This is a genomic window from Kitasatospora sp. NPDC048286 (genome assembly GCF_043201735.1).
Lineage (GTDB): Bacteria > Actinomycetota > Actinomycetes > Streptomycetales > Streptomycetaceae > Kitasatospora.
The window spans coordinates 401844-421473 of record NZ_JBICZE010000004.1 but is presented as its reverse complement, the minus strand read 5'-3'; the positions used below and the strand labels follow the sequence as shown (position 1 = coordinate 421473).

The following is a 19630-nucleotide window of genomic DNA, read 5'->3' as shown; positions in this document are numbered from 1 at the left end:
ACTGTCAGCCGATGATTTCCGCGCCCATTGGGCGTACACTCACGGCTGTCGGAGCCCGGGGGGCGGCGTCCGAACGGCAGTCACCTCCATCTTGCCGGTTCTGATGCCTGGCGGTAGCCGGTACGGGCATTCGTGAAACCGCAATGCCGAAGCCGGAAGGATGCCCAGATGTGCCCAACCCAGGACAACTGCGCGGAAAGGGGAACACCCCAGCTCTGCGACCGGGGCATCGAGTTCTACCGCACGGCGCTGGCCGAGGGGGAGGCGACCGGTGAAGCCCCCGAATGCCTGCTCGCCATGGGGCTGCTGCGCCCGCTGCCCGGCTCCGGTGACCGGCTGGCCCCCGTCCCGCCCGACATCGCCGTCACCGGGTTAGCGCGTCCGCTCGAACTCGCCGTACTGGCGCACCAGGAACGGCTCGCCGCGCTGCACACCTCCTTCCACACCGCCGAGCACGCCTACCGCGACGTCATGCGGCGGGCCAAACTGCCGATCCGGCTGCTGGCGGGCGAGGAGATCAACCCCGCACTGGAGAAGGCCGTCGCCGCCTGCTCCGAGGAACTGCTCACCGCCCAGCCGGGCGGCGGCCGCGGGCCCGAGCAGCTCGGCGACGCGCTCCCGCGCGACCTCGCCCTGGCCGGCCGGGGCGTGCGCCAGCGCACCCTCTACCAGCACACCGTGCGCTCGCACGGCCCGACGCTGGCCTACATCGAGCAGGTCACCGCCCAGGGCGCCCAGGTGCGGACCCTGAACGAGGTCTTCGACCGGGTGATCATCTGCGACCGCACCACCGCCTTCATCCCGGCCGGCGCCGACCGCGAGGCCGCGGCCATGCTCATCGAACTCCCGCCGCTCGTCGAGTACCTGCTCAAGATCTTCGAGCTGATGTGGGAGCGCGCCGAGCCCGTCACCTACCAGCACGGCCACCACCGCCCCCGGCTGCTGACCGCCCGCACCCGCCAGAACGTCCTGCGCCTGATGGTCAACGGCTACACCGACGAGGCCATCGCCTCCCGCCTCGGCATGAGCACCCGCACCGTCTCCAGCCACATCCAGAAGGCCAGCGAACTCCTCGGCAGCCGCAGCCGCGGCCACCTCGGCTACATCATCGCCCGCCAGGGCGTCCTCGACGAGCCCCTCGACGAACTCTGACGAGGGGAAAGCCGGCCCGGGGTCTGGAAACGCCGCCGCCGGCCCCGGTGGGGCCCGGCGGCGGCGCGGGTGCGGCCCGGGTCAGGCGAGGGTGGCGACGGCGGCCCTGACCTTGTCGGCGATGGCGGCCGGGAGGGGGACGTAGCCCTTCTCGCCGATGGCCTTCTGGGCGCCGTCGCCGACGGTGTAGGTGAGGAAGGACTTGAGGGCGGCGAGGGTGTCGGCCTTGTTGCCCTTGTCGCAGGCGATCTCGTAGGTGACGAGGACGATCGGGTAGGCGTTGTCGGCCTTGGTGCCGTAGTCGAGGGAGAGCGCGAGGTCGCCGTCGGTGCCGGCCACGGTGGAGGAGGCGATGGTGGCGGCCGCGTTGGCGGTGGTGGCCTCGACGGGTTTGGCGGCGCCGGTGGAGATCCTGGCGCTCTTCAGGTTGTTGACCTGGGCGTAGGACAGCTCCGCGTAGCCGATGGAGTTCTTGACCTGCTTGATCTGGGCGGAGACGCCGGCGCTGCCGTTGGCGGACTGGCCGTCCCTGCCCTTCCACGCCTTGTCCGGCGCCGCGCCCCAGGCCCCGCCGGAGGTCTTGGCGAAGTAGGAGGTCAGGTTGTAGGTGGTGCCGGAGTCGTCCGAGCGGTGGAAGGACTGGATCTCCGCGTCCGGCAGCTTGGTGCCCGGGTTGAGGGCGGCGATCGCCTGGTCGTTCCACTTGGTGATCTGCGAGTCGAAGATCTTCGCGGCGGTCGGGCCGTCCAGCACCAGGTTGTCGACGCCGTCCAGGTTGTAGACCAGTGAGACGAGGCCGCCGACCATCGGCAGGTCGATCGCCCGGCCGCCGGTGCAGACCGACTTGGAGGCGTCGACGTCGGCGGGCTTGAGCACGTAGTCGGTGCCCGCGAAGGCGACCTTGCCCTGGTTGAACTGCTGGACGCCCGCGCCGGATCCGCCGCCGCTGTAGTTGACGGTGGTGCCGGAACAGGCGGCGTTGTAGGCGGTCTTCCAGACGTCCATCGCGTTGCCCTGCGCGGTGGAGCCGGCGCCGAGGAGGTTGCCGCCCTTGGCTCCGCAGGCGATCGAGGCGGCGCTCGCTTCGGTGGGCCCGGGCTTCTCGTCCCCGCAGGCGGTGAGCGTCAGTGCGCCGGCCAGCGCCACCGCGCTCAGGGCGAGGGTGGTGGACCGGCGGTTGCGCTGGAGCATCAGTGGTTCCCTCTCGTCGAAACGGTTCTGGTTCACGGTGCTCGTGCAGGGTTCCGGCAGGCGGCTGTGCGGTCGGGCGGTGCGGTCGGGCGGTGCCGTCGGGCAGTGCGGTCGGGCGGTGCGGTCACACGGCCGGCGCCGGGGAACGAACGACGCTAGGCGGCCGAGGTGAACGTGGTTTCCGGCGGCCGGTGAATCCGGGGTTAACCGAGGGCGGTCGGCGGGGAACGCGACGGCCGGCGCCCGGGCGCCCACTCTTATGACAACGGCATTGACGTGTGCGGGCGCCGCCGGTTTCATGGCTCGCACTTCCCGCCCGCGTCACCCCCTCCGACCGGTGCGGGAGTTCCCCCACACGCGCACCCCACGACCAAGGCGGTGATCCGTTGGCATCGACGGTGAAGGACACGGGCGGCAGCCCGAGAGCGGACGCACGAGCCTCCCACGTCGCGATGCGACAGTCGCTCGGCCTGCTGGACGGAGCGGCGATCGCCGCCTCCAGCACGGCCGCCACCAGCAGCATCGGGATCGGCCTGGGCCTGATGGCCGGGGTGGTCGGCCTGCACCTGCCGGCGATCATGCTGCTGGCCTTCCTACCGGTGCTCGCCATCGCCGGCGGCTACGGGCGGCTGAACGCCGTCGATCCGGACGCGGGCAGCAGCTACCGCTGGGTCGGCCGCACCCTCAGCCCCTGGCTGGGCTTCCTGACCGGGTGGGTGAACACCGTGGGGACCGTGGTCTTCATGGCGTACACCACGACCGTCACCGGCTCCTCGGTCATCCAACTGCTCGACCAGGCCCACCTGCGCAGCGTCGCCGGGCTGCGGCTCGACGCCGACTCGACCGTCCAGTGCACCCTGCTCGGCCTGGTGGTGCTGGTGGCCGCCGCGCTGGTCGCGGTGCGCGGGCTGGACCTGGCGGCCCGGCTGCAGAAGGCACTGCTGGTCTTCGAGTACGCCGTGCTGCTCGGCTTCTGCGGCTACGGGCTGTTCGCCGGGGACCAGCCGTTCTCGCTCCAGTGGTACAACCCCTTCGACATCCCCTCCTTCGGCGCGGTCGCGCAGGGCATGGTGCTCGCGGTCTTCTGCTACTGGGGCTTCGAGTCGGTGTTCAGCGTCGGCGAGGAGGTGCGCGACCCGCGCGACGCCTCCCGGGGCGGCCTGATCGCCCTGGTGGTGATGCTGCTGCTCTTCCTGCTCGCCGGCACCGCGTTCCAACGGGTGCTGCCGTTGGACGAGTTGGCCGACAACGGTGCCCACGGGCTGACCTACTTCGGTACCAAGCTCGCCCAACAGCCGCTGGCCGCACTGCCGTTGATCGCGCTGATGTTCTCCGCGGTGGCCTCGCTGCAGTCCTCGGTGATCCCGACCGCCCGCGGGATGTACGCGATGGGACGCGACCGGGTGCTCGGCCCGGTCTGGACCCGGCTGCACCCCCGCCACGCCACCCCCGCCGTCGGCACCCTGCTGATCACCGGCATCGCCGTCCTGCTGGCACTCTGCTCGATCGCCATCCCGACCGTCAACGACCTCATCTCGGCCGCCGTCAACGCCATCGGCATCGTCGTCGCGCTCTACTACGCGCTGACCGCCGTCGCCGCCGCCGTCCGGTTCCGCGGCCTGCTGCGCACCGCCCCGCTGGAGGGGCTGCGCGCGGTGGTCGGACCGCTGCTGGGCGCGGCGGCGCTGCTCGCCGTCGGCGGCTACCTCGCCTGGACCTTCTACGACTCCACGGACCACTTCGAACTCGCCGCCGACAACGGGTGGTTCGAGCTGTCCGTGGTGATCCTGATGATCGTCAGCGGGCTGCCGGCGGCGGCCTGGGCCCGCTGGCGGCGGCGCTCGCCGTACTTCCTGGGGGAGACCTCCGGGTAGGGCCCGTACGGCGCATGATGCGTGAAGCACGAAGCACGACCAAGCACGACCACCCGAGAACGGAGCACCACCCATGACCGAGGCCGATCTGGTCTTCACCCACGGCCCCGTCCACACCGGCGACGCCGCCCGCACCCGGGCGAGCGCCCTGGCCGTGACCGGCGAACGGATCACCGCCGTCGGGCACGACGAGGTCCGGGAGCTGATCGGGCCGAGGACCGAGGTCGTCGACCTCACCGGCAAGCTGCTGCTGCCCGGCTTCCAGGACGCCCACATCCACGCGGTGGGCGGCGGCGCGGAGCTGGCGTCCTGCGACCTCACCGGCACCGTCGGCGTCGCCGACTACCTGGCGCGCGTCCGGTCGTACGCCGAGGCGAACCCGGAGCAGGAGTGGATCACCGGCAGCGGCTGGTCGATGGAGAGCTTCGAGGGCGGCCTGCCCACCCGGCAGCTGCTCGACTCCGTCGTCCCCGACCGCCCGGTCTACCTCACCAACCGCGACCACCACGGCGCCTGGGCCAACACCCGGGCGCTGGAACTCGCCGGCCTCACCGCCGACACCCCCGACCCGGCCGACGGCCGGATCGAGCGCGAGGCCGACGGCACCCCCGGCGGCACCCTCCAGGAGGGCGCCACCGCCCTGGTCGCCCGACTGATCCCGCCCTCGACCGCCGCCGACCGGCTGGACGGGCTGCTGCGCGCCCAGCGCCTGCTGCACTCGCTCGGCATCACCGGCTGGCAGGACGCCCTGCTCGGCGAGTTCAACGGCATGCCCGACCCCTCCGACGCCTACCTGGCCGCCGCCCGCTCCGGCGCGCTGACCGCCCGGGTGACCGGTGCGCTCTGGTGGCAGCGCGACCGGGGCGCCGAGCAGATCCCCGAACTCGTCCGGCGCCGCGCCGAGTTGAGCCACGGCCGGTTCCGGGCCGGCTCGGTGAAGATCATGCAGGACGGCATCGCGGAGAACTTCACCGCCGCGATGACCAGCCCCTACCTGGACGGCTGCGGCTGCGCCACCGCCAACACCGGCCTCAGCTTCGTCGACCCGGCGGCGCTGCGCGGGTACGTCACCGAACTGGACGCGCTCGACTTCCAGGTGCACTTCCACGCGCTCGGCGACCGCGCCGTGCGCGAGGCCCTGGACGCCGTCGAGGCCGCCCGCACCACCAACGGCCGGCGCGACACCCGCCACCACCTCGCCCACCTCCAGGTGGTCCACCCGGACGATCTCCCGCGCTTCGCCCGGCTCGGCGCCGTCGCCAACATCCAGCCGCTCTGGGCGGCCCACGAGCCGCAGATGGACGAGCTCACCATCCCCTTCCTCGGGCCGGAGCGGGCCGCCTGGCAGTACCCGTTCGGTGCCCTCCAGCGGGCCGGCGCCACCCTGGCGGCGGGCAGCGACTGGCCGGTGAGCAGCCCGGACCCGCTGGCGGGGCTGCACGTGGCGGTCAACCGGATGGAGCCGGAGGCCACCGACGGACGGGTCTTCCTGCCCGAACAGCGGCTCGACCTGTTCTCCGCGATCGCCGCCTACACGGCCGGCAGCGCCCACCTGAACGGCCACGACGACGCCGGGGTGCTGGCGGCCGGGAACCTGGCCGACCTCGTCGTGCTCGACCGCGACATCCTCACCGGGCCGCCGGAGGAGATCGCCCACGCCCGGGTGCTGCGGACGTACGTCGGCGGGGAGCTGGTGCACGCGGCGCAGTGAGCCGGCCCGGGGCCGCAACGGCCGTCGGTGGTGAGCCCGGGGGGCCCACCACCGACGGCCGGCCGCGTTCCGGCGCGCAGCGGCGCGTCCCCGTCCTCGTCCTCAGCCGCCCTCGTCCTCAGCCGCCCTCGTCCTCAGTCGCCCGCCGCCCGCAGCCGGGCCTCGGCGGCCTCCAGCAGGAGGTCCAGGGCGTACGGGTACCCGCTGCGGCGCATGTCGCTGGTGAGCAGGTGGGCGGTGGCCGCGATGTGCGGGTGGTCGGCGGCGTCGAGCCGGGCGTAGGAGCCCTGCCAGACATGGAGGTCGGCGTTCTGGGCGGCGGCCGGGAGGGCGAGCGTGGCGGCGTCCAGGGCGGCGAAGCCGAGGCTCTGGTCGACGAAGGCGTGGTAGATCCGGACGGCCTCGGGGTCGGGGAAGCCCGCCGTGCGCAGGACGCCGAGGATCGCCTCGACGGCGGCGATCTCGTGGGTGCGGCCGGTGGTGCGGTGGGCGGCGAGGATGGCGGCCTGCGGGTGGGCCTGGTAGCTGGCGTGGATGCGCAGGCCGATGGCGCGCAGGTCGGCGCGCCAGTCGCCGGTGGGCCGCCAGCCGAGCTGGGCGCGGCCGATCAGTTCGTCGGCGATGGCGAGCAGCAGGTCGTCGGTGCTGTGGAAGTAGCGGTAGACCGCGCTCGGGTCGGCGCCGAGGGCCGCGCCGAGCCGGCGCACCGTGAGCGCCTCGGCGCCGTGCCCGCCGATCAGCCGGATCGCCGTGTCGACGATCAGCTCGGCGGACAGCACCACGCCCTGCTTGGTGGGGCGGCGCCGGCGTCGCTGCGGTTCGGGCACTACGCGGTCGGTCATCCACCGAGGTTATGCCAACACCGTTGACATAGGCCAGAGGGCGGGTGGCGTGGGCCGGAGGGCGGGCACCTTCCGCCCCCGGCCGGCGGTCGGGCTCAGCCCTCGTCGTGGTCCGGGGCCCAGGCGGTGCCGTTGTGGAAGTAGTTCGGCGCGCCGTGCCTGCCCACGGTCCGGAACGGCTGCTGGTCGCCGAGGCCCACCCGCGTGGTGCCGCTGCGGCCGTCCTTGCCGGTCCACACCAGTTCGAGGAACCAGCTGACGTCCTGGGACCGGGTGGAGGCGTCCACGTCGATCACCTGCGGGTCGTTGGCCGAGATCCGGTACGGGAAGTCCTTCGCGGTGGCGGTCTTCCGTTCGCCCTCCTTGCCCGGGACGGGGACGGGGCGCGGCGTGGCCGCGTCGAGGTCCACCGCGAAGGCCGCCGGTTCGAGCCCGCCGCCGCAGCCGGACCCGGGCGTGTAGGCGTTCCACTTGGGTGCGGGCCGGGTGCTGACCACCTGCACGTACATGGCGTTCAGCACGACGGTGTCCGAGTCGGCGCCCAGGGCGGTCAGCTCGATGCGCAGGTGCCCGGCGGGCACCATGCGCTGGGAGGCCGCCCAGCTGTCGATCCGGCCGGAGGACGACGGGGGCGGGGTCACCTGGGCGGGGGAGCGGGCGGAGAGGAACCACTGGTTGCAGAGGCTGCCCCAGTTGTTGTTGAGGACACTGACGTGGAACGGCGGGGGGAGCTCCTCGGGGACCGCCGAGGCGGCCGCGGCCGCGGTGTCCGCGGCGGCGGGGTCCGAGGGGGCGGCCGGCGCCGGGGCGTCGGTGGGCGCGCTGCCGGCCGCCGCACCGGCGGCGACGGACGGTGCGACAGCAGAGGAGACGGCCGAGGGGGCGGAGGTGCGCGGGGTGCCGCCGGCTTCGCGCAGGACGAGGCCGGAGACCACGGCGGCCAGCACGGCCACGGCGGTCGCGCTCAGCAGCACCCGGGTGCGGGTGCGGCGGCGCGGCCCGGCGGGCGGGGCCGAGGGGGTCGCGCTCGTCACCTCCGCTTCCTCCTCCGGTAGGGCGGCTGACGGCCGGTCGGGCACGGCGGCCGGCCGGTGCTCCGGCTCCTGACCGGGCTTCGGACCGGGCGTCGGATCGGGTTCCTGGCCGGGCGTCGGATCGGGCCCGGGTTCCGGCTGGGCCTCCGGCCGCGGTGCGGGTGCCGGTCCGGTGCCGGCCGGGGCGCCCGCGGCGGAGGACTCCCGGCGGCGGGCCGCGTCGGCCAGGATCCAGCGGCGGTGCAACTCGACCAGTTCCTCGGCGCCGGCCCCGCAGACCCGGGCCAGCCGTTCCACCGGCGCGTACTCGGTCGGTACGGCGGCGCCGTTGCAGTAGCGGTGCAGGGTGGAGGTGCTGACGTGCAGCCGAGTGGCCAGGGCCCCGTAGCTGCGGCCCGAACGCTCCTTGAGTTCGCGCAGCATCGCCGCGAACTCCTCGGTCTCCACACTCATCTGCCGCCCTTCCCCCACCCCGGGTCGGTCCGGGATGCCGTCGATCCGCGGATCACCGTACCGGGAGCGGGGGGAGCGCAACGCAGCAGGTCAGCTCCGGCCGGCCGTCTCGGTGGAGGAGGCCGCGTCGGCGACGTCGTCCCGGTACAGGCCGACCTTGGGCTGCTTGCCGACCTTCGCGCCGGCGCCGAGCGGGAAGGTCCGGGTGTCGGAGTTGGGCATCTGGTCGTCGGCCAGGACGTTCAGCTGGTCCACGTCGGCCACGCCGCCGCTGCCGGGGTTGAGGTCCACCACCGCGTAGGTGCTCTTGCCGGGGGCCAGCGCGTGGGCCGGCGGGCCGCCCAGCCCGCCCGGAACCAGCGGAGTGAGGTCGTCGCCGTGGTTGGGGGCCTTCGAGCTCCCGAGGTTGACGAGCGGGTAGTAGCTCAGACCGCAGTAGGTGCCGCCCTGGTTGTGCACCTCGATCACCCGCTGGTCGGGCGACCCGGTCCTGGTGGTCACCTTGACCGTCAGCTTGTCGGCCTTGCAGGAGTGGGTGTAGGCGTAGGCCTCATCGCCACCGGCCGCGGCCGCGCCGCCCGTGGCGGGGACCACGGGGGTCTTGGGGCGGGCCGTGCCGGCTCCGGCGGGAGCCGCCGGGGCGGGAGCAGCGGCCGTCGGCTGGGCGGCGGGGGCCGCCGGAGCCGGGGCCCCGGGAGCGGGGGCGGCGGTGCCGCGCGCGGCGGCCGAGGCGGACTGGGCGGGCTTCGCGGGCTGCGCCGCGTCGCCGCCGTCGGGCCCACAGGCGGTCAGGGTGAGGGCGGCGCCCAGGGCGAGGGCGGCCGGGACGAACAGGGCACGGCGGGCGGACACGGCACGGCGAGCGGACATGGAGGTTCCCCCGTAACGGATCGCGGACGAAGCCGCGGATGAAGGAGTGGATGAAGGAGTGGACGGGGCGGCGGGCCATCGGCACCGGCCGCTGGGCAGAACTCTGGTCCGCCGTCCGCCCGGTCCGCCAGGCTTCCCGGCCAGGCCGGGACACTGGAACGGTTCCACCCCCTCCGACCTGCGGTTTCGTGCCCGCCTGGAACGGACTTCCGGAACGTTCCGCAGGCCCTTCGCGGGCCGGGGCGGGAACGGAACCACCGGGGACCGGGTGAACCGTGTGAACCGGGGGAACTGCTGTGTCATCAGATGTCATCAGCCGGAACTGATGGGAGACAGAGATGATTCTGGTCGTGTTCAGGTCGCGCTTCTCGGAGCAGGTCGACGGCGACTACCGGACGACGGACGACCACCTCGCCGAGAAGGCGCGGGCGGTCTACGGCGACGACCTCGTCCGGGTCAAGAGCTACGAGGCCGAGGACGGCGAACGCCTGACCCTGGTGTGGTGGCGCAACCCGGAGACGCTGGCGCAGTGGCGCGCCGACCTGGAGCACCGGAACGCCCAGCAGCAGGGGCGGGACAAGTGGTACTCGTTCTACGAGTTGAGCGTCACCGACGTGCTCCGGACCAGCTCGACCCTGGAGCCGGAGGCGTACCCGGCGCGCTGACCCCGGCGCGAACGCCCGGCGCGACCGCCCGGCGCACGCCCCGGGGCCGCCGTCGGATCTTCCCGGCCCCGGGCGCGCGGGCGCACCTCGGTACGATCCCTGTATGGGTGGTACGCGGGATGAGGCCTGGGACGCGGAGGCGGCGGAGCGGGCGGTGGCGGTGCTGAAGGCGGTGGCGGACCCGTCGCGCTACCGGCTGCTGTGGGCGTTGAGCGGCCGGGAGCTGCCGGTGAGCGAGCTGGCCGAGTTGCTGGGGGCGCACGTGGCGGCGACCTCGCAGCACCTGGCGAAGCTGCGGGCGGCCGGACTGGTGGTGGCCCGGCGGGAGGGCACGCGGATCTTCTACCGGGCCACCGAGGTGCGCGGGCTGCTCACCGAGGCCGCGCTGATCGCCCAGGACCTGCCCGACCGTCGCGACGGCGGCGACGACGGAGCCGCTCCGGCCGGTGCGACCGCCCCGCAGCCCTTCGCCCGCGCGGCCCGCGCGGTGCGCCGCCGCCCGGCGACCGGGTAACCGGCGGTCCGGTCCGGCGCCCCGGCGGCCCAGCCGGTCCGGCTCCCCAGCCGCCGGTCCGGCTCCCCGGTCGCCAACCGGCCCGGCTCCCCGGGGGCGCCGGCCCGGATCAGCCCGTGCCCGCCGGGATCTCGCCGTCGCGGATGGCCTGGGCGTGGCGGAACATCGCGTCGGTCTCGGTGGCCAGCACGCCGCCGAGGAGCAGCCGCGGGGAGTAGAAGGACCTGGAGGCGTCGGCGACGGCGGTCGCGGAGAGGTCGATCTGATCCAGACCGGTGCGGCGCAGCCCTTCGATCGAGGTCCCCCACACGACCCGCCGGATCCCGGCCCACGCGCAGGCGCTCATGCACATCGGGCAGGGCTCCGCGGTCGTGTACAGGGTCGTGGCGCCCCAGTCGGGGTCGTCCGCCCGCTGCGCGTGGTCCTCGATGGCGACCATCTCCCCGTGGTACGTCGGGTTCTCCGCGGCGGCGGCGACCCCGCGGGCCACCACCACCCCGGCCCGGACGATCACCGCTCCGAAGGGGTAGCGCTCCAGCTTGCGGCCCTCGACGATCGCCTGGGTCATGAAGTACTCGTGGCCGCGCCGCTGCTCCCGCTCCTGCGGCTGTGACCGGGGCCGCGGCTCCGGTCGCGCGACCGGAACGGCGTGCGCGGCGTACGGAACGGCCCCGGCCGCGGCGGCGGTTCCGAGGAAGGAGCGCCTGTCCAACATCCCTGTGTTCTCCGTCCGGTCGACGTGCCGGCACGACGGGTGCGCCGGCCCCGACGGCATTCTGCGCGGGCGGGGGCACGGGGCGCCGGGGTTCGCCGGTACTGCCGGCCGAGCGCCACCCGGCGCCGCTACTGCAGCCGGTACTCCTGCCGGTCGGCGTCGTACGCGAAGAGCCCCGCGTAGCGGCCCCAGTCGGTGGCGGTCTCCAGTTGCCGGTCGGTCTGCTCGACGGTGTAGTGGCGGCCGAGCAGGTCGCGCAGGAAGCCGGTGCGGACGGTGGCGCCGGGCCGGCCGCCGAGGCTGTTGGCGATCAGCTTGACCAGCGGGACCTCCAGGGCCGCGGCGGCGAACACCGCGCGGGAGTCCTGGGCGTCGGCCCCGGCGTAGGCGGCGCCGGTCTCGGTGAGCAGCAGGTCGTCGCCGTGGACCTCGGCGAGCCCGAGCAGGTCGAGGGCGTCGACCTGGGGGAGCAGGTCGTCGATGTCCAGGCCGAGTTCGTCGGCGAGCCCGGCCAGGTCGCAGCTCCCGCCGCGGTGGGCGACCGTCTCGGCGAGACCGGAGAGGCCGTCGACGCTCGCGGGGGGCAGCGGGGTGCTGGCGACGGTGCGCCGATCGGGGTCGGGGTCGTGGCCGGTGCGGCCGGCCGGTCGGGTGTCCATGGGCCGGCCGGTCATGATCCGGTACACCCGGTCCACCAGTTCGTCGAAGGCCGCCGATTCGCGGTCCCGCGGCCGCTCCAGGGCGACCTCGACGGTCTCCCTGATGGTTCCGTACGGGCGGGCGCCGAGGACCACGACGCGGTCGGCCATCAGCACCGCCTCCTCGATGTTGTGGGTGACCAGGACGACGGCCCGGGTGGGGAACTGGCCGGAGTCCCACAGCTCCATCAGCTCGCCGCGCAGGTTCTCGGCGGTGAGCACGTCGAGGGCGGAGAACGGCTCGTCCATCATCAGCACGTCCGGTTCGACGACCAGCGCCCGGGCGAATCCGACCCGCTGGCGCATCCCGCCGGAGAGCTCCTTGGGGTAGGCGGACGCGAAGCCGGTCAGGCCGATCAGGTCGATGGCCTGGGCGGCGGCCCGGGCACGCTCCCGGGGCGGCACCCCGCGGGCCTCCAGGCCGAGCTCGACGTTCTGCCGGACGGTCAGCCAGGGCAGCAGTGCGAAGGTCTGGAAGACCAGCGCGGTGCCGGGGTTGGCGCCGGTGAGCGGGGTGCCGCGGTAGCGGACGGTGCCGGAGCTGGGCGGGATCAGCCCGGCCAGGCAGCGCAGCAGGGTGGACTTGCCGGAGCCCGAGCGCCCGAGTACGGCGACGATCTCGCCGGCCCGCACGGTGAGGTCGATGCCGGAGAGCACCGGCAGGTCGCCGGCCGCCCCGGCGTAGGTCTTGGTCAGGCCGGCGGCCTCCAGCAGCACCTCCTGGTCCCCCTCGTCCCCTTCGGGAACCGGAGCGGGGCCAGGAGCGGGGCCAGGAGCGGGGACGGGAGCGGTGGCGGCGGTGGTGGCGCGGGGGCGGAACGGGAAGCGCATCGGCGGACTCCGGACTACAGCGAGTAGCGGCGCTCGGCCAGCCGGTACAGCCGGCGCCAGAGCAGACGGTTGAGGACGACGACGTACAGGCTCATCACCGCGACTCCGGCGAGCAGGCGCGGGTGGTCACCGTGCTCGGCGGCCCGGGCGATGTACGCGCCGAGGCCGGTCGCGGTCAGCGTGGTGGAGCCGAAGGTGACCACCTCGGCGACGATGGACGCGTTCCAGGCGCCGCCCGAGGCGGTGATGCCGCCGGTGACGTACGCCGGGAAGACCGCCGGGATGATCAGCCGCCGCCAGCGCTGCCAGCCGCGCACGCCGAGGTCGTCCATCGCCTCGCGCAGGTCCGTGGGCACGGCCATGGCACCGGCGATGGCGTTGAACAGGATGTACCACTGGGAGCCGAGGGCCATCAGCAGGATGCCGCCGAGGTCGATCGACACCCCGGTGCGCAGCAGCAGCCAGACCACCAGGGGGAAGAGGAAGTTGGCCGGGAAGCCGGCCAGCACCTGGACGACGGGCTGGGCGATCCTGGTCAGCCGGGGCGAGAAGCCGATCTTCACACCGATCGGCACCCAGACCACGGTGGCCACCGCGACCAGCACGAGCACCCGGGCGAGGGTGGCCAGGCCCAGCAGCAGCGGCTCGCCGAAGACGCCGAGGCCGGTGCGGTCGGCGAGGTAGCGGCCCAGGTCGAGGACGCCCCACAGCACGATGCCGCCCGCGACCAGGGCGAAGGCCACGTCCCCGGCCCGCCGTCGGCCGGGGCGGGCCGCCGGCGGGCGGGCGGCGGTGCCGAAGACCCGCCCGGCCCGGTTCAGCACCCGTCCGGCCGGGCGCAGCGCCCCGCCGAGCGCGGCGGGCAGCCGGGAGCGGCGCAGCAGGTCCAGTACGACCGAGCGCTGCACCTCGGTGGCCTCGGACTGCTCGTTCTTGAAGCGCTCGGCCCAGGCGGTGAGCGGCCGCCAGAACAGGAAGTTGACGCCGATCACCAGCACCACCATGGTGGCGATCGCCCAGCCGACCCGGCCGAGGTCCCCGGCGGCGATGGCCGCGCCCGCGTACGAGCCGACCCCGGGCAGCGCGTACCGCCGGCCGTCCACGGTGATCGCCTCGGAGGCGACCAGGAAGAACCAGCCGCCACCGAAGCCGAGCATGCCGTTCCAGACCAGGCCGATCATCCCCGAGGGCAGCTCGACCTTCCAGAACCGCGTCCACCGGCTGAACCCGAACGAGCGGGACAGCTCGTCGAGTTCGCGCGGCATCGAGACCAGCGCCTGGTAGAAGGCGAAGGTCATGTTCCAGGCCTGGGAGGTGAAGATGGCGAACACGGCGGCGCACTCGAGGCCGAGCACCGAGCCGGGGAAGAGCGCGAGGAAGCCGGCGACCGCGACGCTCAGGAAGGCGAGCACCGGCACCGACTGGAGGATGTCCAGCGCCGGGATCAGCACCCGCTCCAGCCGGCGGCTGCGGGCGGCGGCGTAGGCGTAGCAGAAGGTGAAGACGACCGAGACGGCGAGCGCGGCGAACATCCGCAGCAGCGAGCGCACCGCGTCGTACGGCAGCCGGGCCGGGTCGGTGTCGACGGCCGCGTCCCGGACGGCGGAGAACCGGACGGAGCCGCCCTGGCCGAGTCGCAGCACCAGGTAGAGCAGCACCAGGACGGCGGCCGCGACGACCAGGTCCACCCACACCCGCCCGCCGAGGAGGCTCGCCGTCCGGACGGGCAACAGGCCCGCGGACCGGCCGCCGGGCAGCGGCCTCAGGGAGCGGCCGCCCGGCATTGGGCTCCGGGAGCGGCCCGGGGCGGGCTTCAGCAGGGTCATGGCGGTACCTCCGGCGCAAACCCGGGCAGTCTGCTCCCTCGGTACGTCCGTATGCAAACCCGTCCCGCATGCCGTACCGCATGACGTACCGCCCGGGGCCCGTCCGGCTAGGGCCTGTCCGACGACTGCCGCCGCCCGCTGCCGGCCAGCAGCAGGGCGAGCAGCAGCCCGGCGACCGAGGCGCCGACGAGCGCGCCGGACAGGAACAGCCGCAGCGGGTGGGGCGCGAGGCCGACGGCGAGGCCCTCGGTGGTGATCAGCAACAGGACGCCGCACAGCGCGGTGCCTCTGCCGGTCCGGGGGAACAGGACGGTTCGGGTCATCGCGGGGCCCTCCTTCGATGGGTGTCGTGTCCCTCTGCGGGGCGGCCGGGCGGTCAGGCCGTCCGGGCCAGCCGGGGGTCGTACTTGTAGCCGATCTGCCGGACGGTGGCGATCGCCTCCCGGTGCCCGGGGCCGAGCTTGCGCCGGATCCGGGCGATGTGGGTGGCGACGGTGCGGGAGTCGCCGGTGTCGGTGCGGCCCCAGACGTTCTCCATCAGCTGGCGCCGGGAGTGCACCCGCAGCGGGTTGCCGACCAGGTGGGCGAGCAACTCGAACTCCAGGTACGGCATGGTGACCTGGCGGCCCTCGACGGTGACGGTGCGCTGCTCGGTGTCCACCACCAGGCCGGGCGCGGGGAAGGGGCGCGGGGCCGGGCGCCGGTTCGGGGCGGGTGCGGGGTGGTCCGAGAAGAGGGCGTCGATCCTGGGGTAGCGCAGGGCCATGGTGGTCGGACTCCTTCGGGGTCGGGGCGAGCGGGGCGGGAACGCGGGCGGGGCGGGTCGCGCCGTTCAGCGGTCGGGGTGCCAGACGGCTTCCAGCCGGGTGGTCCCGTCCGGGGCGGTGACGGTCCGCCAGCGGGCCCGCAGCCCGCTCCGGCTGCCGCCCGCCGGGCCGTTGCCCCTGGCCGCCGGCCCGGCGGCGAGGGTCGGGACGGCCCGGAGGACGACGTTGTCCAGGGGGCTCGCCGCCAGGCGTCGGCCGACGGCGGAGAGGGTGGAGCGCAGTCGGCCCCGGTCGGTGGACGGACGGGTGGGCCGGAAAGCGGCGACGATGGTCATGGCAGGTCACCTCCGTGACAGGACGGCGGACGGGGGATGTGCGACGGGCCGGACGGCTCAGTGGTCGAGCGCGGTCTGGACGATCTTGACGACGACCATCGCCATCGCGAGCAGCAGGTAGGCGCGCAGCGCGCCCATGCCGACCTTGCGGGCGGTGGACATCACCGGCTTGCCGAGGGTCTCCAGCGGGGGCATCCGCCAGTTCTCCCGGCCGGAGGCTGGGGGAGGGCCCTCCTTGGTGCCGCGGCGCCCGGCGGTGAAGGAGTACCCGGCGACGAGGACTCCGGCGACGCCGCAGCCCGCCATGATCCACAGGATGGCCTCGGAGCTGATGTCCGGCCAGACCACGGCGGCGGTGAGGATCAGCGAGAGCATCACCAGGACGCCGACCACCGCCGCGGTGAAGGCGTTGGTCTTGGGACCGTTCACCCATGGGCCGAGGACGGCCTTGTCGTTGCAGAGCAGCAGGAGGAAGACGGTGGCGGAGGGCAGCAGGACGCCGGCGAGGACCTGGACGAACTGGGTCATCAGGCCCTGGGTGTAGTCCGTGGAGAGCAGCGTGATCGCCGCCGCCGCGACGACCAGGCCCGCGTAGATCCCGTAGAAGCCCTTGGCGCCCTTCACCCCGCGGTGCAGCGAGTGCTTGATGCCGAAGACGTCGCCGATCGCGTACGCGGTGGACAGGGAGACCGCGAAGGCGCCGATGATCGAGGCGTCCAGCAGCGCGACGGCGAACAGCACGCCGGCCAGGTGCCCGGCCTTGTCCTCGATGCCCCGGGCGACGGCGGCCGCGTCGGAGAACTGGCCGAAGCCGTCGGTGCCCGCGAAGGCGGCGGCGGTGAGGCCCATCATGGCGGCGGCGCCGACGATGACGATCACGATGCCGATCCAGAGGTCGGCCTTCTCGTACTTCATGAAGCGGGGGGTGATCCGCTTGTCGATGACGTAGGACTGCTGGAAGAACAGCTGCCACGGGGCGACGGTGGTGCCGACGATGGAGACGATGACCAGCATCACGGCGGCGAGTTCGCCGGTGCCGCCGGGCATGCTGGGCACGACGAAGTCGTGGGCCATCTGCGAGGTCCTGGGGTGGATCATGAAGTAGATCGGGACCAGCAGCAGCGAGCCTATGCACAGGGTGACGGCGACCCGCTCGAAGCGCTGGAAGGAGCCGGTGAAGGCCGAGGCGATGATGATCCCGGCCGCCAGCACCACCGAGGCGACCTTCGGCAGGCCCAGGTACCCGGCCGCGAGCGTCACCCCGATGAACTCGGTGACCAGCGTCAGGGCGTTCAGCAGGAACAGGTCGATGACGCTGAACGCGCCCCAGAACCTGCCGAAGCGCTCCAGGATCAGCCGGGCGTGGCCGACGCCGGTGACGGCGCCCAGGCGCAGCACCATCTCCTGGTTGACGTAGAGCACCGGGACGAGCATCAGCAGCGTCCACAGCAGCTTGGTGCCGTAGTTCTGCCCGGCCTGGCCGTAGGTGGAGAAGGCGCCGGCGTCGTTGTCGCCGACCATCACGATCAGGCCGGGGCCGACGATCGCGAGCAGGGTCTTCAGCCGGGCCGACAGGCCGTGGCGCGGGGTGTCGTCGTCGAGCCTGATGGTGCCGAGCGCACCCTTGATGTCGCCGATGTGCGCGTCGTCGAGGACGGCCGAACGCGGCTCGGGGGCCGTGGAGTTGAGAGTTGCGTGGGTGGTCATGACGTTTCCTCCCTGGGCCCCGGGCAGGCGGGGCGGGTCGGAGGCAGGCGGCAGCGCTCCCTGCAGGCGGGCACGGCGCATCGACACGCGGCGGCGCGGCCCGTACGCGGGCGTGCGGGCACGGCTCGGCCGCGTGTGGAAACGACGTGTCGTCGTGGCTGACGGGTCCCCGTGATTGACGGATCGTCAGGACGTCGTGCAGGGAAAGGTGTTACCGCATGCCGGAGGTGTACGAGGGCAAGCGGGGGTAGGGGCAACTGTGGCCCGGACTACTGCAATCCATGTCTCTCGCCTCCTCCCGGCCGGCGCACCCCGTGGTGCGTGTCATCGACGCGGCAAGGAGTTCACCGGCCCGCGGAACGCGACCGCCGGTTCACCCCAACTCGTCCGAGCTTAGCCCTGCTCGGAGGCAATACTTGCGTACTTGGTTAAATCTTTACCTTCAGGCCGCCTTCGTCACGGTCACCTTCAGGTGCTTCATGATCGGCTGGTCGCTCCGGGTGCTGTAGTCGCCGATCGCGCACAGCACGTTCAACTCCGGCATGTACCCGGCCGCGCAGCCGCGCGGGATGTCGTACGGGACGGCCAGGTAGCCGTGCACCGAGCGGTCACGCCGTCGGCAGGCTGCCGAGCACGGCGGCCACCTCCGTGCGCCGGGCGACCTCCAGCAGCGCGCGGGCCATCACCGAGCCGGGCTCCCGGGCGGCGATCACCAGCCCGATCGGCGCGCTGTGCGCCGGCTCCGCGAGCGGGACGGCCCGCATCCCGTGCGGCACGCCGAACACGTGCAGCCACGCGTACGGCACCACGCTCGCCCAGTGCCCGGTGCGGACGTGGGCGAAGAGCGAGGCCACCGAGTCGGTCTCGACCCGTGGCGTCGGCTCCAGCCCGAGGCCGGCGAACACCTCGTCCAGCACCCGGCGGCCCTGCATGCCCGGGTGCAGCAGGCACAGCGGCAGCCGGGCGGCCTGCGCCCACGTCACCCGCGGGTGCTGGGCCGACTCGTCGGCCGCGCCGGTCAGCAGGACGTACCGCTCCTCGTACAGCGGGAGTGCGCGCAGGTCCTCGTGGCCCGGCCCGGGCAGGTAGGTGACGCCCGCGTCGATCTCGAAGTTCCGTACCAGGCGCAGGAGTTCCTCGGAGCGCAGATCGGTGGACAGCTCCACGGCGGCCAGCGGGTGGGCGGTGCAGAAGGGCCCGGTGAGCAGCGACACGGCGCCCGAGGCGGTCGGCACCGAGCCGATCCGCAGCCGTCCGCTCAGACCGGTGCGCAGCGCGTCCACCTCGTCCCGCAGGGCGTCCCGGTCGGCCAGGATGCGCTGCGCCCGCAGCACGATCCGCTCGCCCTCGGGGGTCAGGCCCTCGTAGGCGCGGCCGCGCCGCACCAGCAGCACCCCGAGTTCGTCCTCCAGCTTGCGCAGCGCCTCGGACAGGGCCGGCTGGGAGACGTGGCAGGCCTGGGCGGCGCGCGCGAAGTGGCGCTCCCGGGAGAGCGCCACGAGGTACTCGAGCTGGCGGAACAGCATCGCCTACTCGATCCCGGGGACGGCGGTGGCGGTGGCGGTGGCGGCGGTGCCGGTGGCGGCGGTCGTGGGGCCATCGGTCGTGGGGCCGTCGGTGTCGACGCGGTCGGTGCGGGTGTAGACGTTCATCGAGTCGCCGCGCAGGAAGCCGACCAGGGTCAGCCCGCTCTCCTCGGCGAGGTCCACGGCCAGCGAGGACGGCGCGGAGACCGCCGCGAGCACCGGGATGCCCGCCATCACGGCCTTCTGCACCAGCTCGAAGGAGGCCCGGCCGCTGACCATCAGCACCGTGCCGCGGGCCGGCAGCAGGCCCTCGCGCAGGGCGTGGCCGACCACCTTGTCCACCGCGTTGTGCCGGCCCACGTCCTCGCGCAGGCAGAGCAGCCGCCCGTCGGCGTCGAACAGCCCGGCCGCGTGCAGACCGCCGGTGCTGTCGAAGACCTTCTGGGCGGCGCGCAGCCGGTCGGGCAGCGCGGAGAGCAGTGCGGGGGTCACCCGCAGCCCGTCCTCGGCGACGCTCCACGGCGCGGTGGTGCGCACCGCGTCCAGGCTGGCCTTGCCGCACAGGCCGCAGGAGGAGGTGGTGTAGAAGTTGCGCTCCAGCGAGGCGTCGGGGGCGGGCACGCCGGGGGCGAGCAGGACGTCCACCACGTTGTAGGTGTTGCCGCCGTCGGCGGTGGCGCCGGCGCAGTAGCGGATGCCGGCCACCTGCTCGGCGGCGTGCACCACGCCCTCGCTGACCAGGAAGCCGGCCGCCAGATCGAAGTCGCTGCCGGGGGTGCGCATGGTCACCGTCAGCGCACGCCCGCCGACCCGGATCTCCATCGGCTCCTCGGCCGCCAGGGTGTCGGGACGGTACGAGGGCGTGCCCTGGCGCAGGCGCAGCACTCTGCGGGGTACGGTCACTCGGCCCATGCTCGTC

The 19630-nt window shown here is 73.7% G+C and carries 19 protein-coding genes; 5 read left to right on the top strand and 14 right to left on the bottom strand.

Going from position 1 to position 19630, the window contains the following annotated elements:
• Positions 1–168: 168 nt before the first annotated feature.
• Positions 169–1152: a LuxR C-terminal-related transcriptional regulator gene (locus ACGF13_RS12435; protein ID WP_392872610.1), complete on the top strand. Its 984-nt coding sequence runs from the start codon at positions 169–171 to the stop codon at positions 1150–1152.
• Between the two features lie 81 nt (positions 1153–1233).
• Here ACGF13_RS12435 and pstS read toward each other — a convergent pair whose 3' ends face one another.
• The gene (gene pstS / locus ACGF13_RS12430; protein ID WP_392872803.1) at positions 1234–2346 is read right to left on the bottom strand and encodes a phosphate ABC transporter substrate-binding protein PstS; all 1113 of its coding nucleotides are present in this window, start codon (positions 2344–2346) and stop codon (positions 1234–1236) included.
• A 449-nt stretch (positions 2347–2795) separates the two neighbouring features.
• Between pstS and ACGF13_RS12425 the strand changes: the two genes are divergently transcribed.
• Both ACGF13_RS12425 and ACGF13_RS12420 read left to right on the top strand, forming a co-directional pair.
• Entirely contained in the window at positions 2796–4217 is a 1422-nt protein-coding gene (locus tag ACGF13_RS12425) for an APC family permease (RefSeq protein ID WP_392872607.1), read from the top strand.
• A gap of 73 nt (positions 4218–4290) precedes the next feature.
• Entirely contained in the window at positions 4291–5928 is a 1638-nt protein-coding gene (locus tag ACGF13_RS12420) for an amidohydrolase (protein WP_392872604.1), read from the top strand.
• 134 nt (positions 5929–6062) lie between these two features.
• Here ACGF13_RS12420 and ACGF13_RS12415 read toward each other — a convergent pair whose 3' ends face one another.
• The 3 genes from ACGF13_RS12415 to ACGF13_RS12405 form a co-directional block, all read right to left on the bottom strand.
• The gene (locus ACGF13_RS12415; RefSeq protein WP_392872601.1) at positions 6063–6770 is read right to left on the bottom strand and encodes a TetR/AcrR family transcriptional regulator; all 708 of its coding nucleotides are present in this window, start codon (positions 6768–6770) and stop codon (positions 6063–6065) included.
• 95 nt (positions 6771–6865) lie between these two features.
• The gene (locus ACGF13_RS12410) at positions 6866–8257 is read right to left on the bottom strand and encodes a helix-turn-helix domain-containing protein (protein ID WP_392872599.1); all 1392 of its coding nucleotides are present in this window, start codon (positions 8255–8257) and stop codon (positions 6866–6868) included.
• 90 nt (positions 8258–8347) lie between these two features.
• Entirely contained in the window at positions 8348–9127 is a 780-nt protein-coding gene (locus tag ACGF13_RS12405; protein WP_392872596.1) for a hypothetical protein, read from the bottom strand.
• A 350-nt stretch (positions 9128–9477) separates the two neighbouring features.
• Here ACGF13_RS12405 and ACGF13_RS12400 point away from each other — a divergent pair, with 350 nt between their 5' ends.
• Positions 9478–9792 (top strand): antibiotic biosynthesis monooxygenase family protein, encoded by a 315-nt coding sequence (locus ACGF13_RS12400; protein ID WP_392872593.1) that lies wholly within the window; start codon positions 9478–9480, stop codon positions 9790–9792.
• 103 nt (positions 9793–9895) lie between these two features.
• On the top strand, positions 9896–10306 hold the full coding sequence (locus tag ACGF13_RS12395; protein ID WP_392872590.1) for an ArsR/SmtB family transcription factor: 411 nt from the start codon (positions 9896–9898) through the stop codon (positions 10304–10306).
• Between the two features lie 109 nt (positions 10307–10415).
• Here ACGF13_RS12395 and ACGF13_RS12390 read toward each other — a convergent pair whose 3' ends face one another.
• The 10 genes from ACGF13_RS12390 to fdhD form a co-directional block, all read right to left on the bottom strand.
• Entirely contained in the window at positions 10416–11021 is a 606-nt protein-coding gene (locus tag ACGF13_RS12390; RefSeq protein ID WP_392872588.1) for a deaminase, read from the bottom strand.
• Between the two features lie 128 nt (positions 11022–11149).
• Positions 11150–12550, bottom strand: coding sequence for a nitrate/sulfonate/bicarbonate ABC transporter ATP-binding protein (locus tag ACGF13_RS12385; protein ID WP_392872585.1), 1401 nt, complete (start codon positions 12548–12550; stop codon positions 11150–11152).
• 14 nt (positions 12551–12564) lie between these two features.
• Positions 12565–14376, bottom strand: a complete 1812-nt coding sequence (locus ACGF13_RS12380) for an ABC transporter permease (protein ID WP_392872582.1) — start codon at positions 14374–14376, stop codon at positions 12565–12567.
• 107 nt (positions 14377–14483) lie between these two features.
• Positions 14484–14699: a hypothetical protein gene (locus ACGF13_RS12375; protein WP_392872579.1), complete on the bottom strand. Its 216-nt coding sequence runs from the start codon at positions 14697–14699 to the stop codon at positions 14484–14486.
• A 53-nt stretch (positions 14700–14752) separates the two neighbouring features.
• The gene (locus ACGF13_RS12370) at positions 14753–15142 is read right to left on the bottom strand and encodes a winged helix-turn-helix domain-containing protein (RefSeq protein ID WP_392872577.1); all 390 of its coding nucleotides are present in this window, start codon (positions 15140–15142) and stop codon (positions 14753–14755) included.
• A gap of 66 nt (positions 15143–15208) precedes the next feature.
• A complete protein-coding gene (locus ACGF13_RS12365; protein WP_392872574.1) occupies positions 15209–15478 on the bottom strand; it encodes a hypothetical protein in 270 nt (89 codons plus the stop codon).
• A gap of 57 nt (positions 15479–15535) precedes the next feature.
• Positions 15536–17185, bottom strand: coding sequence for an NRAMP family divalent metal transporter (locus tag ACGF13_RS12360; RefSeq protein WP_392872571.1), 1650 nt, complete (start codon positions 17183–17185; stop codon positions 15536–15538).
• A gap of 442 nt (positions 17186–17627) precedes the next feature.
• On the bottom strand, positions 17628–17786 hold the full coding sequence (locus ACGF13_RS12355) for a hypothetical protein (protein WP_392872569.1): 159 nt from the start codon (positions 17784–17786) through the stop codon (positions 17628–17630).
• 7 nt (positions 17787–17793) lie between these two features.
• The gene (locus tag ACGF13_RS12350; RefSeq protein ID WP_392872566.1) at positions 17794–18711 is read right to left on the bottom strand and encodes a LysR family transcriptional regulator; all 918 of its coding nucleotides are present in this window, start codon (positions 18709–18711) and stop codon (positions 17794–17796) included.
• A gap of 3 nt (positions 18712–18714) precedes the next feature.
• Entirely contained in the window at positions 18715–19623 is a 909-nt protein-coding gene (gene fdhD, locus ACGF13_RS12345; protein ID WP_392872563.1) for a formate dehydrogenase accessory sulfurtransferase FdhD, read from the bottom strand.
• Positions 19624–19630 lie beyond the last annotated feature (7 nt).

Bases quoted from the DNA above. Each gene is read 5' to 3' on its own strand.
- ACGF13_RS12435 (WP_392872610.1), top strand. From the start codon at position 169: ATGTGCCCAACCCAGGACAACTGCGCGGAAAGGGGAACACCCCAGCTC.
- ACGF13_RS12425 (WP_392872607.1), top strand. From the start codon at position 2,796: ATGCGACAGTCGCTCGGCCTGCTGGACGGAGCGGCGATCGCCGCCTCC.
- ACGF13_RS12420 (WP_392872604.1), top strand. From the start codon at position 4,291: ATGACCGAGGCCGATCTGGTCTTCACCCACGGCCCCGTCCACACCGGC.
- ACGF13_RS12415 (WP_392872601.1), bottom strand. From the start codon at position 6,770: ATGACCGACCGCGTAGTGCCCGAACCGCAGCGACGCCGGCGCCGCCCC.
- ACGF13_RS12410 (WP_392872599.1), bottom strand. From the start codon at position 8,257: ATGAGTGTGGAGACCGAGGAGTTCGCGGCGATGCTGCGCGAACTCAAG.
- ACGF13_RS12405 (WP_392872596.1), bottom strand. From the start codon at position 9,127: ATGTCCGCTCGCCGTGCCGTGTCCGCCCGCCGTGCCCTGTTCGTCCCG.
- ACGF13_RS12395 (WP_392872590.1), top strand. From the start codon at position 9,896: ATGGGTGGTACGCGGGATGAGGCCTGGGACGCGGAGGCGGCGGAGCGG.
- ACGF13_RS12390 (WP_392872588.1), bottom strand. From the start codon at position 11,021: ATGTTGGACAGGCGCTCCTTCCTCGGAACCGCCGCCGCGGCCGGGGCC.
- ACGF13_RS12385 (WP_392872585.1), bottom strand. From the start codon at position 12,550: ATGCGCTTCCCGTTCCGCCCCCGCGCCACCACCGCCGCCACCGCTCCC.
- ACGF13_RS12380 (WP_392872582.1), bottom strand. From the start codon at position 14,376: ATGACCCTGCTGAAGCCCGCCCCGGGCCGCTCCCGGAGCCCAATGCCG.
- ACGF13_RS12375 (WP_392872579.1), bottom strand. From the start codon at position 14,699: ATGACCCGAACCGTCCTGTTCCCCCGGACCGGCAGAGGCACCGCGCTG.
- ACGF13_RS12370 (WP_392872577.1), bottom strand. From the start codon at position 15,142: ATGGCCCTGCGCTACCCCAGGATCGACGCCCTCTTCTCGGACCACCCC.
- ACGF13_RS12365 (WP_392872574.1), bottom strand. From the start codon at position 15,478: ATGACCATCGTCGCCGCTTTCCGGCCCACCCGTCCGTCCACCGACCGG.
- ACGF13_RS12360 (WP_392872571.1), bottom strand. From the start codon at position 17,185: ATGACCACCCACGCAACTCTCAACTCCACGGCCCCCGAGCCGCGTTCG.
- ACGF13_RS12350 (WP_392872566.1), bottom strand. From the start codon at position 18,711: ATGCTGTTCCGCCAGCTCGAGTACCTCGTGGCGCTCTCCCGGGAGCGC.
- fdhD (WP_392872563.1), bottom strand. From the start codon at position 19,623: ATGGGCCGAGTGACCGTACCCCGCAGAGTGCTGCGCCTGCGCCAGGGC.